We start from the raw sequence: 20,860 nt of genomic DNA on the forward strand, positions 1-20,860 counted from the left end.
AAATAGCTTTCCAAATGGAGAACTATTTTTTACATAGTTAAATGTTCATCATGAAGTTGACTATCTTTAATACCTAGCTTTTTCAGATTTTCTCTAACTTTTAACACGATAGGAGCTGAGCCGACAATGTAGAACTGACCAAACCTTTTTTCAGGAATTGTAAGTATCTTATTCAATTCATCATCACTAAAACGATGCTCTTTAACATTTATTTCAACATTATTTTCTGCTAATTTTTCAATTTTATCTACAAAATAGTCTTTTTTACTATTTGTAGACCAAATCAGACGTATTTTTTTCTTTCCAGCATATTCCTTCGCTAAGCTTAAGAGTGGTGCAATCCCAGTTCCAAGTCCATAAAGAATAATCGGATCTTCTGAAGCCTTTATTTCTATATCAAATAAGCCATATGGACCATCAAGATGTACTTTTGTGCCAATTTTTACTTGATCAATCTTTTTTGTAAAGTCACCGACTCTATGAATAATAAAAGAAACTGAATCTTTATTAGGTTTAGAAAGCACAGAAAAGGGATGCGCTTCGCTAGAGATGCCTTTTCCTCTAAAAGAAACAAAGTAAAAATCACCAGCATGATAATTTTTTGCTTTCTTATTTAGCTTAATAGTTAATTGCTGAATTTGTGGTGTTATGGCTACACTCTTGCTAACTATGCCACTATTCCTCATATCTGCATCTACGATAAACTTTTGATATGCATAAAGTCCAATAAAAATTAAAGTGTAAATATCAAATATTAAAACAAAATACGGGACATTAGCAATTCTTGGAATTACATTAACATGTATCCAAATTAAAACGATTACAACAAAATTCAAACGGTGAATCCAAACAGAAAGCTGATGATTAAAAACTTTCTCTAGTCTATTCTTTATTTTTCTAAATGCTGCACTTCGGTCGCTAATCCAGCCAGATAAGAATATAATCGCATAAATAATTAAAAATAATTCTAAGTACCACGCAATATTACCTGTATTGCGAATAATTGCATGAAAAGTTGTTGATGAAAATTTATGAATAGTTGCAGCTAGAATAGCAAAAATTGCTAACATTCCATGCATCATGTAAGTTGATGGAACTCCAATTTTGCTAGTAATCCACTTTGGGCGAGTACTTAAATAAACGATAGCTAGCCACCAAACATAAGCTAAAATACCAAAATCATAGGCAATTAAATGATTATTACTATCTACTAAGCCAACATTTAATAAAATAATTAGCGGCATTGGCAAAATGGCCGCTAAAAGCAGCCAGATAATACCAAGATAAATACGATGTAATTTCATGATTTTACCTATTTCATATTAGTAGCCTAAGCCATCAAGCCAAGAATTAACATCGCTTCTCACACTGGAAGGATCATTCTTAACATTGTTGCCTTCGGTGGTAAAACCTTTACGAACCTTTGCCTTTGGATAAGCCTTACGTAAAGTTTCGGCAGTATTTCCTAAGCCAGAACCTTCAGCAGTAGTAAATGGAATTACTGTTTTTCCATTCAAATCCACATTATCAATGAAAGTTCTTACAATCATGGGATACTCACCCCACCAAATTGGTGCACCAATGAAAACGGTTGAATATTTTTTAACATTCGGTAATGCGTTTTTAATTGCTGGACGAGCATTTTGATCTTGCTCGCGTTGAGCTACACGAGTAGTAGCATCATAGCCATTTGGATAAGCCTTTTGAGGAACAATCTCGTAGCTATCGCCCTTTGTCTTTTCTTGGATAAAGTCCGCAACCCTTGCAGTATTACCACGACTTAAGTTTCCGCCATAAACTCCTTTAGTTCTTGAAAAGTAAACAACTAATACTTTGCCATTCTTACCTTTAGTCGTAACTTTACCGTTCTTTTTAACTGAAGTTTTAGTCGCAGTGTTGCTGTTTTGAGCTGAATTATTTTGACTACTTCGATAAACATTAAAACCGACAATTGCTGCTATAACTACAACAATTACACTTACAAAAGCAATGATTCTTTTCTTCATCTTAATCCCTCTATTCTTTACCAATTGATTTACATCAAGTATAGCGAGAAATTATTCATTAGAAAATTACTGTTTTTTTATACTAGTATTCATTTCATTTATAGTAAAAAAGATGCTCTTTTGAGCATCTTTTAATTTCAATTTATCGTTCAGGACGTAAAATATAACGTTGAATCAAGTCAAGCACCTCACTATTTTGGGGCAATGCTGAATGTTGTGCAAGTCTCCCTGTTACTGTGATTTGAGTATAATGTTTAACTACGCCTTGATAAATATATTTACCTGCTTCCACACTAGAAACAGGTACAAGACCATCTTCAACATAATTCTCAGTTCCGGCAACAGAATACATAATTAAATTTTTAGGTAAACGATTGCGATTAACCCGGAAATCATGAAGCATTTGAGTTTCACGATTTGCAGTTTCCGCAAAGTTGTAAGGCGAACCAATTGTCATTAAGCGATTAATTCTAACATTTCTACCAGAATAGTAATTTTCTAAAAACTCAGTATATATTAATCCTCCATTCGAGTGACCAATCCCGCTAAAATGATTAAAGTTATATCGTCTTACTAAAGCTTTGAATGCTTGGTTAAACATTCTTCCCTGTTTTTTAATATTGCTATAGCCATCATGATTATTTTCAAAGCCAACTACAATAAATGGTTGATTATCATTGGGTCTAATCGAACCTGCAAATGTCATATGTCCATCATTAAAAACTTTAACTTTCAATAAACTATGATTTTGATGATCATCACGATTTATTCGATCGACTAATCGATCAAATCGGTTTACCGTAGCACTTGATCCGGGAATCATAATTATTGGTGCTAAAGGAGAATTTTTCTGATCTTGCAATCTTTTGGCATTTTTTTGAGCCCAAATTGCACCAGGAAAGGCAAAGCAAAAAATGATAATAAAAATAGCAACTATACAAAAAAGTCTATTATATTTCTTCATTTTATTTTTCACCTTCCTGTATTTCTATTTGCTCCATCTTTTGAATGAAAGGTATGTAAATTAAAACGTCTATTACTAGTAGTAGCAGCATTACTAAAAGTGATATCCAATTACCACCACTTGCAATTAATGGTCGTAAAATTCCAGGAGTTCCTACAGGAGTTGGAAAAACTAAAGGTGGAAACATACCAATTGCGATTGCAAGAGATCCTAAAAGCATATTAACTATCGGAGTTAATACAAATGGAATCAGTAACAAAGGATTTAAAATTACTGGAATACCTAAAGCCAAAGGAAGATTTGCATTAAAAATTACAGGTATGGCACTCCAAATAGCAATATTTTTATTTCTTTTCTTTTTACTTATTATCAAAATTGCAATTAATAATGCTAATGTACATCCTATTCCACCTATTTGAGCGAAGGCATCAAAGAAACCAGCTGGAGTAAACGGATATGGTATTTTTTGATAACTCTTATTTAATAAATAATGATTTAGGTTAGCTGCTGCTTCATTATTAAAAACACTACTATTAAATTCAAGGCTTCCAGCAAAGCCGAGCCACATTAAGAGTGTTGAAATAATAGATACTAAAATAGACATCCAATAACTACTATGTCCTGAAAAGAAAGAAGTAATATTTTGAAAAGCAATTTGATCAAGATTATAAGTTCTAACCAAAGCAAATAAAATATGTAGCAATAATGCCAGAATTACACTAATTACAATTGGACGAGAACTGTTTCTTGCAAGATCAACCAATTCTTCGTCATTGTCTTTTTTAGAAATAGTAAATTTAGCAAAAATCAAGCCAACTACGTATCCTATAATAATTCCCATAATCAACCAATATGCTGAATAATATCTCATCTCAATTGCATTTTGATTACCACGAAGACTATGATGAAAAATAAGTAAATAACTAATTACGGAAAATAATTCCGCAAACAATGGCTTTATTTTATATAAAATAGCCGTCTCCCTAGCACTAATTAAAGCACCGTAAAGGGCTAAAGTTCCCGATGTAACAGTAAAGAGATCTCCTAATATCGCTCTTAAAAACCAAGCTTGAGGGAACCAACTATTTAAAGAAACTATTCTTCCAAACAAACTTACTGGATTGGCAAAACAATATGATAAAGTCCAACTAAACGCACCAATAAGAATAACTGGAAATAGAGTTATCATTGTTTTATTTGCCACTCTGATAAAACTAAAATTTTGATACTTAGTAATTGCCTTTAAAAATTTTGCATTCATTTTTTACTCCATTACCATAAAAAACTGTCATTAGTAAATAACGACAGTTTTATTATATTTAATTAAATAGCTGATTACCATAATGATTAATTATTTTACCCATAGTTGGTGCATCATGATCTCCACCTGGTTGAGTATAATATTCTAAGTTTTTTCTATCAAATTCAGGCAAACGCCACATGGCTCTAATTTGAGGCTCCATTGATCCACTTGTACCATCTTCTGAACCAACACCTGCTAAAATCTTAAATTTTAATTTTGGATGTTGCTGAGCAGCTTTTGCTAAAGCACGAGCAGTCCTTCTTGGAACACTAGAACCACCATCAGAAGTAACAGTCCAAGAGTCTCCAGCCATTGGTACAAAATATTTGAAGTATGGTAAATCATATTGGAAAACGTACCAAGTTGTGATTGATCCCATTGAGAAACCACCAAAAGCACGATGATTTCTAGATTTTCTTAAAGCTGAGTCAGAGGTATTTTTTGCATAAGTTTTATACTTACTTTCAACTGCAGGAACTAAATCTTTCATTAATTCTTTTTTAGCAAAACGTCTGTTAAGTGGATCATCATTATAATAATTACTTGATACTTGCTTAGAGCTTGGATAATAAGTAGGAAATACTACAATCGTGTTCTCCATTTTTCCAGCCCGGTTTAAGCTATCAAGTGTTCTTTTAAAGTTTCCATCCTGATATAAAGTAGATCTGCCTTTTTTTACTTCTGTTGAACCATGCAATAAATATAAAACATTATGTTTTTGATTTTTATTATAGTTCGGCGGTAAGTAAACAATTGCTTCTTTCTCATAAGTTCGATTATGATAACTAGTCTTATAAGAAATGGTTTCTGTTTGACTTTGACTAGAAGCCTGCACCTGATTAGTTTTAATAAAAAACATCACAAACGATAATAGCAGTAAAAATAGAGGTTTTGATCTAAATAGCAAACCATTCATTATTAGCCTCTTTCTTTATTTAGCAAGTAAATTTAATTTTCTTAACCAAGTTCTAACTTGAGATTTGTTATTATCATAGCGAATTCCATCTTTAAAAGTAGCGCCATCTTTTTCAGCTAATTGACGAATAACTTTTTCAGATGGACCGATTGGTGTACTCATGCTAGTAGTAAATGGTACAACTGTTTTCCCACTAAAATCATACTTATCAAATAATGTATGAATGATCATCGGTGGTCTGCTCCACCAAGTTGGATAACCAATGAGAACAGTTTGATACTTAGAAAAGTTAGGAATATTGGTTGCTAGTGCGGGATGAATGTTGTTCCGACGTTCACGGTCTCCTCTTCGAGCTGCACTATCGTAATCTCCATAAGCCTTTACTGGACGTAATCTAATGATATCTGCTCCAGTTTCTTTTTTTATATATTGAGCCGCATCCTTAGTTGTTCCAGTCAGTGAAAAATATACTATTAATGTTTTATTATTTTTTTTAGTTGTATTTTTACTTGTTTTGGTGACTGAACTTTTTGAACTAGAGGATTGTGAGGAATTATTACCTCTTGCACAAGCCGTAAATAGCACTACTGTAAATAGTCCTAATCCTAGCAATAAAATTATTTTCTTTAACCTTTTCATGATTATCCTTCTTTCTTATTTAACTTTAACTTAAGTATAGATTCATGATAAAAATAAAAAAATTACTTCTGTTCTATATCTCTATACGTAAAGTGTATAGTACTTTCTTTACCACTTGCTAATAAAAGATTAAACTTCGCTAACAATATCTAAAATTTTCGTCATCAATTATTCACATCTTAAAAATAAACTTGTTCTCAATGGAGATGATAACTAATATAAATGAAAATATTTCGAAAATTATTTAAATTAGCTCTTCCATTAAGTCTTATTTATCTTGGTTTTCATGCCTATTCCACTGTCCCTACAGTCAGAATGGCAACTAACGATTCAATTAGTACATTAAAAAGAAAAGTATCAACTCTCACAGCTGATGATATAAATCCGCTGAAATTGATTATTCCAGCTCCTGACACTTCTAATAGAATTCCTTCCTCGAAGAACTCTAATCAACAACCCAATCAACAAATAACTGATTCAACAGAAGAAAGTCAGGAATCATCTGGTAATCAAACATGGTCAAAGGCCAGTGCAAATGTTTTTATTAACATTTCAAACAATGATGAATTAAAAAATGCCACAAGAGATGCAATGGATAATTGGAATAAGACTGGTGCTTTTACTTTTAATGAAACAAATGATCGTAAACAAGCAAATATTACTGTTGAAGCAATTCAAGACGATACAACAAGTGCAGCTGGTGTGACAAACACTAGTTATAATCCACTAAACAATCATCTTTTGAATGCTCAAGTGAAATTGAATACATACTATTTACAAAATAGTGATTATAACTATAGCTATCAACGAGTTGTAAATACTGCTGAACATGAGTTAGGCCACGCAATTGGATTACAGCATGTAAATAATCAATCAGTCATGTATCCAGCAGGATCGTATTATTCAATTCAGCAACAAGACATTAATGCAGTAAGAGCTTTATATAAATCTGAATATGCATAAAAAAAGAGCAGGTCGTTTGACCTACTCTTTTTGATTTAACTATATTTATAGGATTGCGCCAACCACAATCAGTGCTAAACCGACTAATGTTGAAACTAATTCCTTACCATACTTGTGCTCACCTAAGATTGTCATTCCCCCAACAGTTGAAATGATTACACTTAATTGACTGTAAATAAATGCACTAGTAATACCATTCATTTGAGCTGAAATGATGTAAGAATAAGCACCAATTCCAAACGCTAAACCAGCTAAGACATCTAACCAGGTTGCACGTTGCTTAATCGTAGTGACCAAACGCTTAGTAAATGCAATATAGATTACAGCTCCTAATAGGATCCCAATAGTTTGTGGTAAGAATAAGGCCTGTGCATCAGCTTTTACTGCGTTAGGAAAGGCTGAATATACCCAATAACCAATACTAGTAAATATTAGCAACATAATATCTTTTGAAGAAATTTTCTTAGAATCGCCATTCTTAGTTACAGTAGTAAGTGAAACTCCAATAACAATTAGAATTAAAGCTAAGATACCTAAAACATATTGGTTTACTGTCTTCCAATCACCAAAAATTAGGACTCCAATAATTGTATTACCAATTAATTGAAAGCCAGTTGAAATTGGCATTGTTTTACTTACGCCAATTCTAGTAAAAGATAAGAACTGACCAACCTGTCCCATTGTCCAAAAAGCTCCAGAAACAATAGCTAATAATGAGATCTGAAGGTTCATGGAAGGTCTTTGAATCAAAGTAACAATTAATCCAACAAGAACTGCACCAATTCCAACTCCTAAAATTTGATTGACAGGTTTGCTTTTAGGAACCTTATTTACAATTAAAGGAATTAATCCCCAACCAATAGCTGGTAATAATGCAATTAAAATATTCATTTTCTTTTATCTCCTCATACTTAATACTTGTAATCTTTTAATTGATTTTAGTTTACTAGGATATCAATAAAGAAAAAAATGCCTATTTCTCATGCTACTATGCACTATGCGTATCATAAATAAATGTCCTTTTTAAACTATTCTATTAAAAAATACGCCTCCTAAAAGAGACGTATTTTTTATCGTGAACTAAATATATTCGCTAGCTTATATTTTAGATACTTTGGTAACGTAGCTAAATTTCAGTAGTAACGACGATTCTTATTAACTTTTGCAATCTCAGTCATTTCTTCATCAGTCAATTTGAAGTCAAAGATATCATGGTTATCGTGAATATGTTCTGGATTAGTTGAACCTGGAATTACAATAAAGCCCATTTGGGTGTGCCAACGCAAGATAATTTGAACATTGCTCTTGTTATACTTCTTAGCAAGCTTAGTAAAAATTGGTTCATTAATCAAAGAACTATCGCCCGAGCCAAGTGGATACCAAGCCATTAACCGAGTACCATATGGCTTTAAAATTTCTCTTGCTTCAGTTTGTGGGAAATATGGATGTGCTTCAGCTTGTAATACTTGTGGCTTAACTTCAGCAAAATCTAATACGTTCTTTAAAGTTGCACTAGAACGTTCAAAGTTTGAAATACCAATTGCTCTGATTTTACCCTCTTGATATGCCTTTTCTAAAGTTCTGTATGCAGTTTTCCAATCACCTGATGGTTGGTGCAAGAACAATAAGTCAATATAGTCAAGACCTAAGCGGTCTAAAGCTTTATCTACTGCATTAGGATCATTATATGAAGAAGTCCAAAGTTTTGTACTAATAAATAAATCTTCACGGTCCATGCCTGAATTCTTAATTGCACGGCCCACGCCATCTTCATTATAGTAAGCCTCAGCAGTATCAATTAAGTGATAACCATCTTTTAAAGCAGCTTCAACTGCTCTTTGCGCAGTTGCTGGTTGCATTCTAAATGTACCAATACCAAGCTTAGGAATTTTTACACCATTATTTAATTCAAAGTATTCTTCTGTCATTTTTAATCCTCTCTTCTGTGTTTCATCGATTACATAAATTAGTATAAAATCACAAAGTTATATTTAAAATTGTTATTTAATTATAGGGCTATACGTAAAACGAATAGCTTTTTTATCTTTTATTCATATTTAACTGCCAAAATTTAATTGCATCATTAATCCACCCCTCGGCCACAGTTCCTTCGCCAAGTCCAAAACCGTGTCCTAAGCCATGATATACATGAAACTCTGTGGGAATTCCCATTTTCTTTAAGTAAAATAGACGCATTTTCATTGTTTCCCAATTTGCAATCCAATCATTATCCCCAACGCAAACATAAGTGGGTGCATCAAATCTAGAAACTCTACTAAAACCGGTATATTGCATAATGACGCTATCAGCTTGTGGTAGATCAGTTCTCTGCGTTAATTGATGTAAAACTTCTAAATTACCAAGTTCAGCTGCCATTCTTGCACCGGCTGATCCACCCCAGAGCGAGTAATGATTTTTGTCAATTTCTAGTTGCTCTGCATGATCGTAAATATAAGTTATTGCTCGTGCTAAATCTTCGTAGGGATGAGATGGACGATAAATTAAAGCAAAAGCATTGTATCCCCTTCTGCTTAAATATAAAGCATGAGGGAAACTATCTTGCATCCCTGCCACATAAGCAAAGCCACCACCTGCATTATTAATTGCAAATGGCGCATCTTTCTTTCCCTTGAAGAAGTAAAGACCAGTGCCGGCTTTACTTGGATCTTGTCTAATCTCATCATCTGAATAAATCGAATAAAAGATTTTTCTTTTTGCTTGTTCTTCAGCCAAATAGTTAATAATATCAACAGTAGTATTAGGATTAATGTGGCTGTACCAAATATAGTGACTACTATTACTAATTTCGTTTAAAGTTTCTTCATTTTCAAAAAAGCGATCTACAGGAAATAATAGTTCTCCATCTTTTCCGAAATACTTCTTTACCTCACCAACTGTTGAATTTAAATTGAATTTTTTCATTTAAATCATCCTATCTTCCACGACGATCAATTTTCTGAGGTTGAACTCTTCGACTCGGTCTAACTGATAAAAATAATAAACCTAATAAAATTCCAATTCCGATCATTTGTGACATAGTTTTTATCTCCTTACTATTTTTATTTGTCTTAACTTGATGTTTATTAGTATAGAAGGAAAAACGATTGAAAAAAATTGCTATTTTTTTATGCTAGTATTCGACTTATTTATAGTAAAAATAAAAAAATATACAACAAAAAGATCGTTAAGAACCAACTAAATATGATTCAAAACGATCTTTATATACTATTTAACTTTTGAGCCACCAAAAACTTCTGACATTGGAATTTTATCTAAAGTTTTATCGATTTCAGAGACTTCTTCTGGCGTCATTTTAATTTCACCAGCAGCCAAATTATCTTCAATTCGATTTAAATGTCGACTTCCTGGGATTGGAACAATATATGGCTTTTTATTAATCATCCAAGCCAAGGAAATTTGAGCAGGTGTTGCATTATGATTTTTAGCAATTCGATCAACTAGAGCAATTAACTTCTCATTTTGCTTAATTGCTTCATCAGTAAATTGAGGCATTCCATTACGTAAATCACCTTCTGGAAACTTGCTTTGTGTAAATTGTCCAGTAAGTAAGCCATTAGCTAACGGTGAAAAAGCAACCAAACCAACATTTAATTCTTCCAAAAGTGGAAATAGTTTTTCATATTCACGATACATCATTGAATAGCGATTCTGAATTGCCGTTACCTTGCATACCTTATCTGCACGACGTAAATAATCCGCATTTGCTTCAGAAATTCCCCAATGTGTAATTTTACCTTCCTTAATTAGGTCAGCCATTACAGTAGCCACTTCTTCTGGTTCTACCTTAGGGTCAATACGATGTTGATAGTACAAATCAATATGATCAGTATTAAGTCGCTTTAAAGAACCTTCAATTGCTGCCCTAATTGCCGCAGGACTAGAATCGACTGCTAATTCTTGGGTACTACTTTTTCCTTCAACATTACTAATTCCAAATTTGGTTGCAATAACTACTTCATCGCGAACATCATGCAATGCTTTACCAACTAATTCTTCATTGTAGTTAATAGATCCATCTTCGTTAACACCACGATAAATTTCTGCAGTATCAAAAAATCTTTCACCAGCATCATAGGCTGCTCTAATTGTTTTAATAGCTTCTTGTTCTGGCATTGGTGAGCCATAAGCATGTGAAAAGCCCATGCATCCCAATCCAATAGCTGAAACTTTTAGATCTTTTCCTAAAATTCTAGTTTCCATAAAATCATCTCTCTTTTAAAGTTTTCGATCACAAAGAAATAGTATACGAGCTGTTACTATATAAAAAAATTACTTGTTAAGTATAGGGCTATTCACTTTTCGTATATTAAAAAAGTGTAGCAATGATTGCTACACTTAATGATTTTTAATTTAATTTTTCCATAAGCAAATCAAACCGTTATAGAAATATTGCATTGCAGCAGACAAGTCGTGTTCATTTCCCTCTTGTACTAAATAATACAAGTTTCCGTCTTTACTGTTGTTAGCATATTTAAAAATACCGCTTATGTCATTTTTCATTGCTTCGATTTGATTAGTAAAACTTGGATAAGCGAAATCTCTTGTCCCCGATGCTGAAAAAATAAAAAAATCTTGCCAGTTATGATTTTGTTTTCTAACCATTTCGGCTAAAACGTGACCATTATTTGAGATAGAACCACTAGAAGGCATGAAATATCTAAAGTAGTCTAAACAATATTGGAAAGTTCTCCATGTTGTAACTGAACCCATCGATAGACCGACAAAAGCTCGGTGATCTCTACTAGCTTTTAGACTCTCCTTGCTTCCATTTTCACTATATGTATGAAATGCTCTAGCCACCGCTGGCATCAAATCATTAACTAATTCGTGATGATAATTATTTGTTAATCGGATTGCTAATTCATAATCGCTACTATCATCCTGACTTAAATTGTTATAAGTCGGACAAACCACAATCATCGGCGTCATTTTCTTGTCAGCAATCGCATGATCTAAAACATATTTAAAGGGATGTAGATTTACCGGTGTCCCTAAATAAGTTGTTTCATTGCTCCATCCCCCATGCATTAAGTAGACAACATTGTAAGGTGTATTTTTATCATAATTATATGGAAGATAAACAACGGCTCGCTTATGTAAAATTTCTTCTTTATCCTGATATGTAAAAGATTCATAAGTTGAATAATCTAAGTTAACTAAAGTACCGGCTTGATTTGACGGCTTAAAATACTCTTGTGGAATCTGTACTAACTTATTTTGAAAAACAATTTGCGTCAATTTTAAAACTCCTTTTCATTAATACTTTCAAAAAAAGTATATGTCCGAAAAGTTCAACATAAAATTGTTTAATTCTTATAGCTGTATATAGATAATAAATAGTATTTTTATTCGTGCTTTCCTCTTAAAATATTTAAACCTGCAACAAGCATAATCACAGCTAGAATAACCATTACCCATTGAGCGCGATCAATAGAGATACTAGGAGAAGAAATGGTTGCAACAGATTCAGACACAATTGCCAAACCAACGGCCCCTCCAATTTGGTGAACAGTATTCACAACACCAGAAGCAGCTCCGGCAATATCATCAGGAATTCGAGCTACTCCAGCTACGGTTAAAGGACTCATAATAAGCCCCTGACCAATTCCGATAAAAATCATCGGTAAAGCTACTCCAATAAGATATCCCTTTTCAATCCCAAGACTAGCACCTAGTACTAATCCAAAAGTATCTACGACCGCTCCAGCAATTAGAACCTTGGTATTAGAAAACTTAAATGTTAATTTTGCGACACCAAGAGAAACAAAGAATTGTAAAAGTGTTAAAGGCAAAAAAGCAATTGCTGCCATTAAAGGGGTTAGCCCAAATACTTTTTGTAAGGCTTGTGGCATCAAAAAGAAGTATGACATACTTGCTCCAAGCATAAAGAATCTTGAAACAAGTGCACTTGATCGCTCATTATCTTTAAAGATTGTTAGTGGCATTAAAGGATTTTTTGCTTTTCTTTCAATTAAAATAAACATAATTAAAGCAATCACTGTGATAATAATTGCTACATTTTTAAAAGCAGTACCATTGATACTATAAATAAGACCACTAAAACCGATAATTGATGTTAAAGTACCCCAGTAATCGATGTTTCGATTTTGATCTAAGGTATTATGTGGATGAATATATTTAACAGACATAGCTAAAAGTACTAGTCCAACAATCATATCAATGAAAAAACCAACTCTCCAGCTAGAATAACTAGCAATAACTCCACCAATAATTAAACCCAAACTTGTTCCAATACCAGCAGTTGCGCCGTAATAAGCAATTGATCTAGTAAGCATTTTTCCTTGATAATAATCCATCAAAAGGGCCAAAGTTGCTGGAGCTAAGAATGCTCCACCTAATCCTTGAATTGCTCTCATCCCAATAAGCATTGCTTGAGAATTTGCAATTCCAACAAATAATGAAGCAACACTAAAAATAATCAGTCCAATTAAAAGGACTTTTCTTCTGCCCATTATATCTCCTAGTCTTGCACCCAGTGCTAAGAACCCTCCAAATGTTAGTGCATAAGCGTTGCTAACCCAGGCAATCATAATACTGTTCATGTGCATATCACGACTAATTTGAACAGTACTAGTAAAAATTAATGAATTATTCAGCAATATTAAAAAATATGAAATTAAAACAATTGGTAAAACAATTCCAAATCTTTCTTTACTTTTCATCATGATTCTCCCTTCAAGAATTGATAGAACAATTCTAACGACAAAATGAAGCCTTGAAAATTACTTCTCTTGTATGTTAGTTTACGTATAGCGCAAACTAGGAGATAAAAATGATTGAAAATTATTTATTGGAATATTTAGTTTCTTTTGAAGAAAATAAAACCCTGTCAAAAACTGCTAGCAAACTTAATGTATCCACTGCAACAATTAGTCGCGGACTTCAAAAATTAGAAAAGCAAGTAGGTGTTAAGCTTTTTATTCGCAAACCACAACGCATACTTTTCACGCCTGCGGGTGAAAATGCTGTTAAGTTAGCAAAAAAGATCTTGAAGGACCAGAATGACTTTATTCCAGCTATTCAAAATTTTGCTCAAAAAGAAATAATTGTCGCTTCAACAATCCCTTCGCCTTTACTTTTACTCAAAAATAAATTTAGAAATAATTCTGAATATATTTTTACTTCTACTCCACTAAAAAAAGGTAAAGCATTATCTAGCTTATTAAGTCACCAAGCAGATGTCATTTTCACAACAACCAAGGTAAATAATGAGCAAGTAAAGTCTCTTCCAATAGCTCAAGAAAAACTTTTCATTAAAATAACCAAATATAATCCTCTCTATAATCAGAAAACAGTCAATTTTTCTGACTTAAATACACATGAATTTATCGTCTTTAATGACATCGGAATTTGGAAAGAAATTATTAATGATAAGATTCCTCATGCTACTTTCTTATATCAAAATGATCCTGAAACATTTAATGAACTTGTTAAAAAATCTAATTTTCCAATTTTTAGGACGAATTTATCGCTTAAACTTGAGCAGACAAAAAAGCTTCAAGATCATAAAAGAAAATTAATTCCTATTAATGATCCTGAAGCTAAACAAACTATATATGCAGTTTTTCGTGTAGAAGATAGTTATAAGTTAAATACCTTTCTCTCTATTGCAAAAGAAGTATTGCATTAATAAATCATTTATCTGTCGACTTGTTTTACCCACTTTGTTACTTGCTTGTTTGCTTTGTCAACTTTATTACCATCAACAACTACAGTTTTGGTGAACCGATTATTCTTTCCACCTTCATCTCTAATTAGTCGTTTCATTACGGCAACTGAATCCCCTTTGCCGTAGCCACCTTCTGTTTCAAAGGGAGAAATTGTTTTATTATTAAATTGATTACCATACTGACGTAAAAATCCTTGCATTGGTTGGCTTAAAGTCATTGCCCATGTTTGATAACCAAGATAGATGTGATCATATTGACTTAAATCAGGCAGATCTTGAACTACCTTTGGTGGTTGATTATTTTCTCTTTCTCTATTAGCGCGAGCAAGAGTTTTCTTATAGTTAGCTGGATAAGGATTTTGTAATTGAATCTCAAAAATATCAGCATCAGTTCTTTGGGCAATTTTACTTGCTAATAATTCAGTTGACCCTGAACGAGACCAATAAATAATTATACTTTTAGAATCCTTAGTTATTCTTCTAACTGGTCCATTATCTTTATTAGTGTCTTTTCCATCAGATGGAGTACCATACCCACCATTCCAATTTGAATCACGCAATAATTGGTTAGCTCGAATTGGTTTACCATCAATCTTGCCAACAACAGGTCCTACCTTGTTCTTAGTTTTTTTAACTATACTAGCTTGAACTATATTAGTCTCATTATTAAATTGAATATTGTTTGAATATCCACCTAGCGCAACCCCAACACCAGTAAGTCCTAAAATAGTTAACATTTTTTTCTTTTTCATTTGTATTCACCTGCTCTTTTATTTTCTTATTCAGTAGTATACCTACTTGTTTTCAACTAAAAAATTACTAATTAAATATATGAGTATTCAAAATCTGTATAGTAAAAAAGTACCGACCCTAAATAATTTGAGAGTCAATACTTTTAATTTCTAATTACGTAAAGCTTTTAAACTAGCTCCAAAGATGCTTTCGATTGCTGCTGGATCTCGATGGTCGAAAAATTGGCTTTCATGTTTATCTAAGCTATTCATCGTCTTCATATCATCGCTACTTAGCTCGAAATCAAAAACGTCAAAGTTTTCTTCTATTCTACTCTTGTGTACAGACTTAGGAATAACTACAATTCCTCTTTGAATTAACCAGCGTAAAATTACTTGGCCATTTGACTTACCATATTTTTTACCGATATTAGCAATAGTCTCATTTGTAAAAATATTATGCTTACCTTCTGCAAATGGTGCCCATGCTTCAGTCTGAACGTCTTGTTGTTCATTAAAAGCAACCTCATTATGTTCTTGATACCATGGTGAAACTTCGATTTGGTTAACAGCTGGTTTTACATTGCTCATTAATTCTAAGTTCATTAATTGATCTGGAGCAAAGTTAGAAACACCAATTGACTTAATCTTTCCTTCTTTTTGGGCTTCTTCTAATGCTCTCCAAGCACCTGCTACATCCCCATATGGTTGATGCAATAAATATAAATCCATATAGTCCAAGCCTAACTTTTTTAACGAATCATCAATTCCTTGCTTTGCTTTTTCATATGTAAAATGATCTACCCAAAGTTTAGAAGTAACAAAAATTTCATCTCGATTAATACCACTGTTTTTAATAGCATTGCCAACAGCCTCTTCATTTCCATAGGCAGCTGCAGTATCAATTAAACGATATCCAACATCTAATGCATCACTTACAGCCTGCTCAGCTTGGCTAAGATCTGAAACCTGAAATACACCAAAACCCAATTGTGGCATTTTATTTCCATCGTTTAAATTTACATATTGCATAATTATAATCTCCTTTTATCTATCTTTTATTCTTAACAATTATTAGTATAGGAGCTGACTTAAAATAAGAAAATTACCGGATTAGTATGTTACTATACATTATATGAATGATGAAAGGTTGTTATCCTATGCTTAATCTTGAATTACTTGAAGAGTTAGTTGCATTTCAAGAATTTGGAACTTTAAGTGCAACAGCTGAACATTTGATGTTAACGCAGCCAACTGTAACACGTGGTATGAAAAAATTAGAACAAGAATTAGGGGTTACCTTATTTGACCGTTCTAAAAGCAATAGAATTGTCTTAAATGATACAGGTATTTTAGCAGCTAATGAAGCTAAGAAACTATTACAAGCAGAAAATGATTTTACGGAAAAAATATTAAATTATGATCGACTAAAGCACGAAATTACAGTTGCTTCAGTTGCTCCAGGTCCATTAATGCTTCTTGAAGCTATCAAAGATAAATTGAACTCCAAATTGAGTATTAATCATTCTTTACTTAAATCTGCTAAGATAGTCGCAGATTTGACTACCTTTAAAGAAAAGATAATCTTTACTGATCAAGAGCTTGAAACTGATGAAGTTGAATCTATGTATTTAGGAAAAGAATATTTAGCAGTTGAAATTGATCAATTCAACCCTCTTGCCGCTAAAAAGAAAGTATCTTTTAAAGACTTGGCTGGATTAAGCTTTATTGTGGTGGCAGATATTGGACCTTGGCGCAAAATTGTTGAAGCTAATATTCCTGAAGCTAAATTCTTATATCAAGATGATTTAGATGCACTGAGTGAATTAAGTAAATACTCTAATTTTCCTTTTTTCTACACTAATTTAACACAAGCTTCTTCTGTAAATACAGATCGCTTTGATAATGGAAATCGCGTACACTTAACAATAGATGATCCAAATAATGAATTAGAAATTTATGGAACTTATCTAAAATCAAACAGAAAACTAATTCAACCTCTACTTAAAGAAATTAGTAAAAATTGGCCAAAATAAAAGAGTTAAGACTGCAATTAGTAAAGTCTTAACTCTTTTATTTTTTAACCTAAGCTTCTTGTCTTTTCTTTTTTGACTCTATCAAATCTACAATAACTAACATTGCGGAAGCAACAAAAATTGAATACATCACTGCTGGTGGAAAAACAACTAATGCAAGTATTAATCCAATTGCCTTAATCGCTAGATCGGCGATTACAAGTTCAGCTGACATATCAAACAACATCTTAAATTTGTATTTATTTACCTTATCTAAAGAATAAGATATTCCAATGTTACTTAAAGATACTAAGATAATATCAATACCGTAAAATACTTGTGCTGTAGAGTTATCAAAGTTTGCAGCCACTAGATTAGTTGAATATGGGAAGAATGATGCAAAAAATAGCATAATTAAAGTCCAAGTAACAGTAGCATTAGATACTTTCTTTATCTTGTGAAACGCACGATGGTTATCAGCCCACATAAATCCTAACCAAAAGAACGAAACAGCATAGGCAAAAAAGCTAGTTCTAATATCCCATAAACCTGCCCAACTAACTACTTTTGGCTTTTCAAGTTCCAAAACCAAAACGGTCATAATAATTGCTAAAACTGCATCAGTAAAAGCGGCTAATCTTTCCTTATTCATTTTATCCCCTCTAAACAAAAAATTACGTAAATTATTATACTCTAAATTTACGTAATTTTTATTAATTATTAAGCTCCCATTCCACCATCAATTGCATAAATTGATCCATCTACATAATCAGCTTCATCAGATGCAAGAAAAGCAGCAACATTTGCGACTTCTCTTGGATCTCCCATTCTTTTTTCAGGGATTCCTTCTTCAATTCTAGCTAAGTGTGCATCTGCCTGATCCTTTGGCAAATCAGTAACGTTCCAAATATTAGTCTTAAAAGCACCCGGAGCAATTGCATTAACTCGAACATGATCTTTTGCTAAATCTATAGCCCAACCACGCGTAAAGTTTTCAATTGCAGCTTTGGCACCAACATATAATGAAAGATTAGGACCAACATGAGTTGCACCTACACTCGACATATTAATAATATTTCCATGAGATTTAATTAGCATTGGTAAAGCCTGAATAGTCAAGTTAACAACCGAACGTACATCCAAATTAAATGCCCGATCATAATCAGTCATCGTAGCTTTTTGAATTGGCTGAACAGGACACCAACCAGCATTGTTAACTAAAATGTTAAGCTTTCCGTAATTTTCTTTGACATAATCAACTAATTTAGTTACGTCTTCATCTTTAGTTAAATCACCAACTACGTAAGAAATATTTTTATTAGCCTTGGCAGTTTCTTTTAAAGTTTCTTCATTGCGTCCAGTAATTACAACTTTAGCACCTTCGTCAGCGAATCTTTCAGTAATTGCCCGTCCTAATCCTGATCCACCACCAGTAACAATTGCAACTTGACCAACAAATCTTTTCTTATCTTCTGACATATCAAACACTCTTTCTAAAACTTGATTACAAGATTAGTATAAGAAGTTTATTTGATAGAGAAAATTACCTAATTTTTATACCACTATGCAATTTCAGCATAGTTTTTATTTACTTTTCGATAATCATTCCTTGTGAATTTCTATAAAAGTGTCTCAAGAAATTCCATGAATAACTAGCTTCAGATCTATGAGGAACATGTTCAGCACCATCAATCAAGATAAATTGTACAAACGGATAACGATAGCCATCTTTCTTATAATTATTTATTGTCCACCGCCTACTATCAACTTTTCTAGAAAAGTTTTGGTCGGGTTGATAACCCCAATACGGTACTTTGGCATAGTTTGCTTTAGTAGAAGGAGAAATCATTTTATTCATAATCAGTAATTCTCTAATTGCACGTCGTTCATCAATGCGAACCATTGGATTATTATTTGAATCATATTCTGTTGCCTCACGCGAACCAGCAACTACTTGAAATGGCATTTGGTAGCCTTTATTTTTTTCAAGATCTACCATCCAACCATATGCTGCAATTCCTGCAAAAGTTTTAGGGTGTGTACTCGTCAATGCTACAGCTGATGCTCCACCATTTGAAAATCCTAAAACATAAACACGACGATTATCAATGTTATAACGTTTTTTAGCTGCTTTAACTATTTTCATAAAAAATGGCACTTCACTGTAAGTAGCAGCATTATCATAGTCAGGACTTACAACGATAAAATTCTTCTCTTTAGCTAGCTTAGCCCATCCTGTTGAAATAGGCTCTTTTCTAGGATCACCGCCAGTAGAATTTAAGTATAAAACTAAAGGTATTTTTCTTTTTGAATGCAAATTCTTTTTCTGAGCATATACATACACTGTTCGACCAGATTCTGTAAAACGCTGAGCTGTTTTAGTGGCAGCTACAGCATTAGTATTTAAAAAACTCTTTTTTACCCGGCTCAAAGGAAATGCTGTTACTATAGTTAAAATTGCTATTAAACTACTAGCTGCAATAAATAGTTTTTTTCTCATATTAATTACCATCTTTCAAAATAAAGACTTTTTTACAAAATTGGTCTGAAAATAACCTCTACTAGTAACAAATAAACTTACTAAATTTTTTCTTTATAGCAAGTATAAAAAAAACTGAGTCTCAAACTCAGTTTCAAAATATAAAATTATTTTTGAGAATTGAAATCCATCTTCATATTAGCGTAGCTTTCTTCCAAGCTATCTGAAGGAATATAATATCTCTTATTCTTGTTAATCTTAGCAATTTCTGCCATATCTTCATCGCTCAAGCTAAAATCAAAAATATCAGCATTTGACTTGATATGTGCAGGATTAGTTGAACCTGGAATTACAATATTGCCTTCTTGAATATGCCAACGCAAGATAATTTGAACATTAGACTTGTTATACTTCTTAGCTAGTTCAGTAAATACAGGCTCATTAATTAAACTTGCATCCCCGTGGCCTAATGGATACCATGCCATAATTCTAGTACCGTATGGTTTCAAGAATTCTTTTAATTCAGTTTCTAGAAAGTATGGATGTGCTTCAACTTGCATTACTTGTGGCTTAATTTCAGCTATCTCAAATAATTTACGTAACTTTTCATCATGGAAGTTAGAAATACCGATAGCCTTAACTTTTCCTTCTTTATAGGCTTTTTCAATTTGCTTATAACCTGCTTCCCAGTTACCTGCTGGTTGGTGAAGGAAAAGTAAGTCAATGTAATCGATACCTAAACGGTTTAAAGTATCATCAATTGCCTTTTCATCTTCATACACAGTTGGCCATAATTTTGAACTTATGAAAATATCTTCACGCTTAATGCCACTTTCTTTAATACCGCGTCCAACTGCTCTTTCATTCATATAACCGTTAGCAGTATCAATCAAATGATATCCATCTTTCAAGGCTTCAACTACTGCTTTTTCAGCAGCATCGGGTTCCATTTGAAATGTACCAATACCCATCTTTGGAATTTCAACATCATTATTTAATTTAAAAGTTTCCATAAAAAAGATCTCCTTATTTTTCTTACTTGATTTATGATTTAATTTTCAAATATATTTTATTAAGTTTTACTATAGAAAAAAATTACTATAATTTTATAGTTCTATACACTTTTTGAATAG

At 32.6% G+C, this 20,860-nt stretch carries 21 protein-coding genes; 3 read left to right on the forward strand and 18 right to left on the reverse strand.

Annotated features, from left to right (window positions below; translation table 11 throughout):
• Nucleotides 1–29 precede the first annotated feature (29 nt).
• The 6 genes from QM512_RS03685 to QM512_RS03710 form a co-directional block, all read right to left on the reverse strand.
• A complete protein-coding gene (locus QM512_RS03685; protein ID WP_282806172.1) occupies nt 30–1,304 on the reverse strand; it encodes an FAD-binding oxidoreductase in 1,275 nt (424 codons plus the stop codon).
• 18 nt (nt 1,305–1,322) lie between these two features.
• Complete coding sequence (locus tag QM512_RS03690; RefSeq protein ID WP_282806173.1) at nt 1,323–2,006, reverse strand: flavodoxin; 684 nt, start codon at nt 2,004–2,006, stop codon at nt 1,323–1,325.
• A gap of 142 nt (nt 2,007–2,148) precedes the next feature.
• On the reverse strand, nt 2,149–2,970 hold the full coding sequence (locus QM512_RS03695; protein ID WP_282806174.1) for an alpha/beta hydrolase: 822 nt from the start codon (nt 2,968–2,970) through the stop codon (nt 2,149–2,151).
• Between the two features lies 1 nt (nt 2,971).
• On the reverse strand, nt 2,972–4,231 hold the full coding sequence (locus QM512_RS03700) for a PTS transporter subunit EIIC (RefSeq protein WP_282806175.1): 1,260 nt from the start codon (nt 4,229–4,231) through the stop codon (nt 2,972–2,974).
• A gap of 58 nt (nt 4,232–4,289) precedes the next feature.
• Entirely contained in the window at nt 4,290–5,189 is a 900-nt protein-coding gene (locus tag QM512_RS03705; RefSeq protein ID WP_282806176.1) for an alpha/beta hydrolase, read from the reverse strand.
• A gap of 15 nt (nt 5,190–5,204) precedes the next feature.
• Entirely contained in the window at nt 5,205–5,828 is a 624-nt protein-coding gene (locus QM512_RS03710; protein WP_282806177.1) for a flavodoxin, read from the reverse strand.
• A gap of 222 nt (nt 5,829–6,050) precedes the next feature.
• Here QM512_RS03710 and QM512_RS03715 point away from each other — a divergent pair, with 222 nt between their 5' ends.
• On the forward strand, nt 6,051–6,791 hold the full coding sequence (locus QM512_RS03715; protein WP_282806178.1) for a matrixin family metalloprotease: 741 nt from the start codon (nt 6,051–6,053) through the stop codon (nt 6,789–6,791).
• A 45-nt stretch (nt 6,792–6,836) separates the two neighbouring features.
• Here the strand turns inward: QM512_RS03715 and QM512_RS03720 are convergent, their stop codons facing one another.
• The 6 genes from QM512_RS03720 to QM512_RS03745 all read right to left on the reverse strand — a co-directional run bounded on the left by QM512_RS03720 (nt 6,837) and on the right by QM512_RS03745 (nt 13,498).
• Nucleotides 6,837–7,682 (reverse strand): GRP family sugar transporter, encoded by an 846-nt coding sequence (locus tag QM512_RS03720; protein ID WP_282806179.1) that lies wholly within the window; start codon nt 7,680–7,682, stop codon nt 6,837–6,839.
• Between the two features lie 242 nt (nt 7,683–7,924).
• Nucleotides 7,925–8,719 (reverse strand): aldo/keto reductase, encoded by a 795-nt coding sequence (locus QM512_RS03725; RefSeq protein WP_282806180.1) that lies wholly within the window; start codon nt 8,717–8,719, stop codon nt 7,925–7,927.
• Between the two features lie 112 nt (nt 8,720–8,831).
• A complete protein-coding gene (locus tag QM512_RS03730) occupies nt 8,832–9,713 on the reverse strand; it encodes an alpha/beta hydrolase (RefSeq protein ID WP_282806181.1) in 882 nt (293 codons plus the stop codon).
• Nucleotides 9,714–10,016: 303 nt separating this feature from the next.
• Nucleotides 10,017–11,012 (reverse strand): aldo/keto reductase, encoded by a 996-nt coding sequence (locus QM512_RS03735; protein WP_282806182.1) that lies wholly within the window; start codon nt 11,010–11,012, stop codon nt 10,017–10,019.
• 150 nt (nt 11,013–11,162) lie between these two features.
• Nucleotides 11,163–12,050: an alpha/beta hydrolase gene (locus QM512_RS03740; protein WP_282806183.1), complete on the reverse strand. Its 888-nt coding sequence runs from the start codon at nt 12,048–12,050 to the stop codon at nt 11,163–11,165.
• Between the two features lie 107 nt (nt 12,051–12,157).
• On the reverse strand, nt 12,158–13,498 hold the full coding sequence (locus tag QM512_RS03745; protein WP_282806184.1) for an MFS transporter: 1,341 nt from the start codon (nt 13,496–13,498) through the stop codon (nt 12,158–12,160).
• A gap of 107 nt (nt 13,499–13,605) precedes the next feature.
• On the opposite strand from QM512_RS03745, the gene QM512_RS03750 reads away from it, so the two are divergent.
• Nucleotides 13,606–14,463: a LysR family transcriptional regulator gene (locus QM512_RS03750; protein WP_282806185.1), complete on the forward strand. Its 858-nt coding sequence runs from the start codon at nt 13,606–13,608 to the stop codon at nt 14,461–14,463.
• A gap of 8 nt (nt 14,464–14,471) precedes the next feature.
• Here QM512_RS03750 and QM512_RS03755 read toward each other — a convergent pair whose 3' ends face one another.
• Together QM512_RS03755 and QM512_RS03760 are read right to left on the reverse strand one after the other, a co-directional pair.
• Nucleotides 14,472–15,254 (reverse strand): flavodoxin family protein, encoded by a 783-nt coding sequence (locus tag QM512_RS03755; protein ID WP_282806186.1) that lies wholly within the window; start codon nt 15,252–15,254, stop codon nt 14,472–14,474.
• Between the two features lie 150 nt (nt 15,255–15,404).
• Nucleotides 15,405–16,265, reverse strand: a complete 861-nt coding sequence (locus QM512_RS03760) for an aldo/keto reductase (protein WP_282806187.1) — start codon at nt 16,263–16,265, stop codon at nt 15,405–15,407.
• A 128-nt stretch (nt 16,266–16,393) separates the two neighbouring features.
• Here QM512_RS03760 and QM512_RS03765 point away from each other — a divergent pair, with 128 nt between their 5' ends.
• Entirely contained in the window at nt 16,394–17,269 is an 876-nt protein-coding gene (locus tag QM512_RS03765; RefSeq protein ID WP_282806188.1) for a LysR family transcriptional regulator, read from the forward strand.
• Between the two features lie 49 nt (nt 17,270–17,318).
• On the opposite strand, the gene QM512_RS03770 is transcribed toward QM512_RS03765, so the two are convergent.
• From QM512_RS03770 to QM512_RS03785, 4 genes are all read right to left on the reverse strand, one after another.
• Nucleotides 17,319–17,900 (reverse strand): TMEM175 family protein, encoded by a 582-nt coding sequence (locus QM512_RS03770; RefSeq protein ID WP_282806189.1) that lies wholly within the window; start codon nt 17,898–17,900, stop codon nt 17,319–17,321.
• Nucleotides 17,901–17,968: 68 nt separating this feature from the next.
• Entirely contained in the window at nt 17,969–18,727 is a 759-nt protein-coding gene (locus tag QM512_RS03775; RefSeq protein WP_282806190.1) for an SDR family NAD(P)-dependent oxidoreductase, read from the reverse strand.
• Nucleotides 18,728–18,836: 109 nt separating this feature from the next.
• On the reverse strand, nt 18,837–19,748 hold the full coding sequence (locus tag QM512_RS03780) for an alpha/beta hydrolase family esterase (protein ID WP_282806191.1): 912 nt from the start codon (nt 19,746–19,748) through the stop codon (nt 18,837–18,839).
• A gap of 146 nt (nt 19,749–19,894) precedes the next feature.
• On the reverse strand, nt 19,895–20,740 hold the full coding sequence (locus tag QM512_RS03785; protein WP_282806192.1) for an aldo/keto reductase: 846 nt from the start codon (nt 20,738–20,740) through the stop codon (nt 19,895–19,897).
• Nucleotides 20,741–20,860: the final 120 nt, after the last annotated feature.

Source organism: Lactobacillus isalae, assembly GCF_947539375.1.
In the GTDB taxonomy this organism is placed as follows: Bacteria; Bacillota; Bacilli; order Lactobacillales; family Lactobacillaceae; genus Lactobacillus; species Lactobacillus isalae.

Excerpts from the sequence above, each read along its gene's own strand:
- QM512_RS03700 (WP_282806175.1), bottom strand. The coding sequence starts at position 4,231 with ATGAATGCAAAATTTTTAAAGGCAATTACTAAGTATCAAAATTTTAGT.
- QM512_RS03760 (WP_282806187.1), bottom strand. The coding sequence starts at position 16,265 with ATGCAATATGTAAATTTAAACGATGGAAATAAAATGCCACAATTGGGT.
- QM512_RS03730 (WP_282806181.1), bottom strand. The coding sequence starts at position 9,713 with ATGAAAAAATTCAATTTAAATTCAACAGTTGGTGAGGTAAAGAAGTAT.
- QM512_RS03710 (WP_282806177.1), bottom strand. The coding sequence starts at position 5,828 with ATGAAAAGGTTAAAGAAAATAATTTTATTGCTAGGATTAGGACTATTT.
- QM512_RS03765 (WP_282806188.1), top strand. The coding sequence starts at position 16,394 with ATGCTTAATCTTGAATTACTTGAAGAGTTAGTTGCATTTCAAGAATTT.
- QM512_RS03715 (WP_282806178.1), top strand. The coding sequence starts at position 6,051 with ATGAAAATATTTCGAAAATTATTTAAATTAGCTCTTCCATTAAGTCTT.
- QM512_RS03735 (WP_282806182.1), bottom strand. The coding sequence starts at position 11,012 with ATGGAAACTAGAATTTTAGGAAAAGATCTAAAAGTTTCAGCTATTGGA.
- QM512_RS03725 (WP_282806180.1), bottom strand. The coding sequence starts at position 8,719 with ATGACAGAAGAATACTTTGAATTAAATAATGGTGTAAAAATTCCTAAG.
- QM512_RS03745 (WP_282806184.1), bottom strand. The coding sequence starts at position 13,498 with ATGATGAAAAGTAAAGAAAGATTTGGAATTGTTTTACCAATTGTTTTA.
- QM512_RS03775 (WP_282806190.1), bottom strand. The coding sequence starts at position 18,727 with ATGTCAGAAGATAAGAAAAGATTTGTTGGTCAAGTTGCAATTGTTACT.
- QM512_RS03755 (WP_282806186.1), bottom strand. The coding sequence starts at position 15,254 with ATGAAAAAGAAAAAAATGTTAACTATTTTAGGACTTACTGGTGTTGGG.
- QM512_RS03785 (WP_282806192.1), bottom strand. The coding sequence starts at position 20,740 with ATGGAAACTTTTAAATTAAATAATGATGTTGAAATTCCAAAGATGGGT.
- QM512_RS03780 (WP_282806191.1), bottom strand. The coding sequence starts at position 19,748 with ATGAGAAAAAAACTATTTATTGCAGCTAGTAGTTTAATAGCAATTTTA.
- QM512_RS03720 (WP_282806179.1), bottom strand. The coding sequence starts at position 7,682 with ATGAATATTTTAATTGCATTATTACCAGCTATTGGTTGGGGATTAATT.
- QM512_RS03705 (WP_282806176.1), bottom strand. The coding sequence starts at position 5,189 with ATGAATGGTTTGCTATTTAGATCAAAACCTCTATTTTTACTGCTATTA.
- QM512_RS03770 (WP_282806189.1), bottom strand. The coding sequence starts at position 17,900 with ATGAATAAGGAAAGATTAGCCGCTTTTACTGATGCAGTTTTAGCAATT.
- QM512_RS03695 (WP_282806174.1), bottom strand. The coding sequence starts at position 2,970 with ATGAAGAAATATAATAGACTTTTTTGTATAGTTGCTATTTTTATTATC.
- QM512_RS03690 (WP_282806173.1), bottom strand. The coding sequence starts at position 2,006 with ATGAAGAAAAGAATCATTGCTTTTGTAAGTGTAATTGTTGTAGTTATA.
- QM512_RS03750 (WP_282806185.1), top strand. The coding sequence starts at position 13,606 with ATGATTGAAAATTATTTATTGGAATATTTAGTTTCTTTTGAAGAAAAT.
- QM512_RS03685 (WP_282806172.1), bottom strand. The coding sequence starts at position 1,304 with ATGAAATTACATCGTATTTATCTTGGTATTATCTGGCTGCTTTTAGCG.